3 protein-coding genes and 1 pseudogene are annotated in these 3,366 nt (G+C 48.0%); 1 reads left to right on the forward strand and 3 read right to left on the reverse strand.

What is annotated here, in order from left to right; genetic code table 11:
- The 3 genes from dgoD to ACTIE6_RS13215 form a co-directional block, all read right to left on the reverse strand.
- Positions 1-633: galactonate dehydratase (gene dgoD, locus ACTIE6_RS13205; protein ID WP_439557083.1), on the reverse strand; the 633-nt coding region annotated here is incomplete at its 3' end.
- A gap of 44 nt (positions 634-677) precedes the next feature.
- Entirely contained in the window at positions 678-2,381 is a 1,704-nt protein-coding gene (locus ACTIE6_RS13210) for a PQQ-dependent sugar dehydrogenase (RefSeq protein ID WP_439557084.1), read from the reverse strand.
- 58 nt (positions 2,382-2,439) lie between these two features.
- Positions 2,440-3,003 carry a Crp/Fnr family transcriptional regulator gene (locus ACTIE6_RS13215; RefSeq protein ID WP_439557085.1) on the reverse strand — a complete coding sequence of 188 codons (564 nt, stop codon included), beginning with the start codon at positions 3,001-3,003 and terminating at the stop codon, positions 2,440-2,442.
- An 80-nt stretch (positions 3,004-3,083) separates the two neighbouring features.
- Here ACTIE6_RS13215 and ACTIE6_RS13220 point away from each other — a divergent pair.
- Positions 3,084-3,366, forward strand: a pseudogene (locus tag ACTIE6_RS13220) (HAD family hydrolase); the annotation flags it as partial.

The raw sequence follows: 3,366 nt of genomic DNA on the forward strand, positions 1-3,366 counted from the left end.
GGGTTCTTCGATAAACATCGGACGGAATTGTTCCAGCTCCTTGGCCAGCACCTTCGCCATCGGCTTGTGCAATCTTCCGTGAAAATCGACACCGATATCCAATCCGTAACCTACCGCCTCGCGAATGGAAGCCACGCGCCGCAGTACCAGATCGATTTTTTCGTAGGAATCAATGTACTGCATTTCATCGGTCCCATTCATTTTGATCGCCTTGAAACCAATATCAAAAGCAGCTTGTGCGGCACTTGCTACCTCGGCCGGTCTGTCGCCACCGATCCAGGAATATACCTTAATCTTGTCCCTGCATTTCCCGCCCAACAGCTCATACACTGGCGCGTTGTAAAATTTCCCTTTGATATCCCATAAAGCCTGGTCGATTCCCGCGATCGCGCTCATCAGAATCGGTCCGCCGCGGTAAAATCCGCCCCGGTACATGGTATTCCAGTGACCTTCAATATCCAATGGATTTTTACCAATCAATGTGTCCATTAACTCAATTACAGCCGCTTTCACGGTTGCCGCTTTTCCTTCAATTACGGGTTCGCCCCAGCCGATAATCCCTTCGTCGGTTTCCACTTTCAAAAACAACCACCTCGGCGGTACCTGGAACAATTCGTAGCTTTTGATCTTCATTATAATGTTCTTTTTAAATCATCATTTGCCGCAGTACTGTATACTTATAAAGTTGCATTCACCACCCGCCTGATCTTCCCGTCAGGCTTGGTCATGATATACATTTCACCAGTCTGACGGTCGTATTCAATCCTTACATCCACACGTTTGGCGCCGGTCAGTTCGGTGAGGCTGGTATTCTTTCCTTGATAAGTAACCGTCAATTCATGCACGGAAGGATCGCTCAGGTTCTTATCAATATTTACAAAAAACAGCTTTCCGCTCACGATATCTCCGCATATGTACTTGTTTTTCAAAGCTTCCAATCTACCCTCATACACATAACCGCCGCTGATCGCGCTGCCATCGTAATGATCGTACAGCGCAAATGGACGAATGTATTTCAGCGTATCGGGCTCTGTTACTTTGTATACTTTTTTCAAATCTTTAAATGAAATCCCGAAGTTACCTTCGCGCACATTCCAGCCATAATCCCCGCCGGGCACCACCACATTGATCTCCTCAAAATTAGACTCGCTTACCTCGGCACTGAACAGCTTTCCATCATACCACGCCATTCTATGCGGGTTCCGGAAACCGTAAGCGTAAATTTCACTGTAAACTCCATCGCCTTTTTCCTTTACAAACGGATTATCCGCCGGAATTCCGTAGTTGCCATTTTTGCTGTTACTCCCAAGCGGATCAATGCGGAGAATGGTACCGAGCGGCGATTTCAGGGTGTGACAAAGCTGCGGGTAGCCGCTGATCGTGGATGAACCGTCGCCGATTCCGATGTATAAAAGTCCATACTCCGGACTGCCTTTCGAAACCTCAGGCTTGAAACCGATATCCTGCACACCATGCACAGCACCGGGCACATTGATGCGCAGCAACTCGCGCCGCTTGCCTTTGAAAACCGGGCTTTTCACATCGTCCACCTTCCATTCCGAAATCACCCACTGCATCGCAACTTTGATTGTGTCGCTATAAACATTGTCGGCGGCTTTGCCTTTAAATGCTTCCGTGTGGGTAATGTAAATGAGGCCGTTTTGCAGATAATCCGGGTGAAATGCGAAGCTGCCGAGGCCGGTACCCAGCCCGGGCTCGTTGATGAAATTGTCAACCAGCGGACGAATGTTCATGAACTCGCTAACCTGTCCGTCGGCGATCCGGTAAATGAATCCGCGTTGGTCACTCACATACAAGGCACCGTCTTTGTGTGGCGAGGAGCGCATTGTAGCAAGCCGGGTGCGCGGCATTTTTTCACTTGAAAATGGCATCGTCACAAAGTCTTCCAGCCCCACTTTCAGACTTGATTTCGTAATCGGCGCGGCCAGTCTCTCGGGCTTGGCAGTAACTTCATCAGTCTCTACGACCAGCGGTTTCAGGTCCCGCGATTTGCTTTCCTGGTCCAGGTAGGTCAGTATCGATTTAATTTCCTCCTCTTTCAGGAAGTCGAATGGCGGCATCACCATTTTGTAACGCGCAGCCAGTGCGATTGTTCGTTTATCGCCTTTTTCTATAAATGCATTTGGATTTTTGATAAACGCGATCAGCTGATCGGCCGGCAACAGACTGGTAACCCCGCCAAGCCGCGGACCGATTTCCTCGGTTTCAAGCGCGTGGCAGGAGGCGCAGTTGGTAGTAAAAAGCGCCTGGCCGGAGGTTTGAGAAACCGTTGTTTGCTGGCTTCCGGCGGATTTCTGGTTTCTGGCACATTGCACAAAAAGTGCAGCAACCAGAGAGAGGCAAAGTAAATTACGAAACATGTTCAGGTTTAGGATCGGGCAAAGGAATTTTGAAAGATAATATAAAAATGCGCAGAAGTTACTGCAGCGACTTCAAAGCACGGTTGAGGCTCCGCACCGTAATGCCAAGGTAACTCGCCATATCTTCCTTAGACAGTGTTGTTTTTTGTCCAGATTGAAATTCAAGCAGCTTTTTTAAACCTTGTTCCATAGTGTAAAGCTGCTGCGCCGACGAGCGGCTGCTGGTGTTGATAATCCGCTCGGCCATTTCTTCCAGCAACAGCCTGTTGAATTTTGGATTTTGTTCCAAAAGCGCGTGGAAATAGCTCACCGTCAATGCGTAGGCATGTACCTCGGTGATCGCTTCAATATTACACAGGCAAACCGAGTTCTTGATTGCCTCGATCTCGCCGACGATCTCGCCTTCACCTAAAAATTCGATAATGTAGTCTTTCCCATTCTCCTCGCTCATAAAGCATTTGGTAACCCCGCTTTTTACAAAATATACCTTCTTCGTCACACTTCCCTTGCTGAGTATCGTGGCCTTTCTGGGGAATACCTCCAAAACGATATGCTGCCTGTTTTGCGGGTTATCGAAAAGGAATTCGATGTATGATAAAAACGAGAGATTGGTACGCAGCATTTTTTAATTTAATTGGGACAAATGTCCTTTTCCCTGCCGGCAAGGCGGCTGATTTTTGCGGCTTAAATTTAAACATTACAATGAAGAATCATATCAAGGTCATTGCTTTCGACGCTGACGATACTTTATGGGTAAATGAGCCATTTTTCCAGGAAACGGAGCAACAATTCTGCGCCATGCTGGAAGACTTCCTGCCACAGCATTCCATTTCGCAGGAACTCTATAAAACGCAGGTCAAAAACCTGCCGCTTTACGGTTACGGGATCAAATGTTTTATGCTTTGCATGATCGAAACGGCGTATACTGTTTCGGGCGGCACGGCGAGTATGGAGATCATCCGGGACATTATCGCGCTTGGCCAGG

The organism is Dyadobacter sp., assembly GCF_051859145.1.
Lineage (GTDB): Bacteria > Bacteroidota > Bacteroidia > Cytophagales > Spirosomataceae > Dyadobacter.

What these genes read in the sequence shown, in the direction of transcription:
- ACTIE6_RS13210 (WP_439557084.1), bottom strand. Translation starts at nt 2,381, where the DNA reads ATGTTTCGTAATTTACTTTGCCTCTCTCTGGTTGCTGCACTTTTTGTG.
- ACTIE6_RS13215 (WP_439557085.1), bottom strand. Translation starts at nt 3,003, where the DNA reads ATGCTGCGTACCAATCTCTCGTTTTTATCATACATCGAATTCCTTTTC.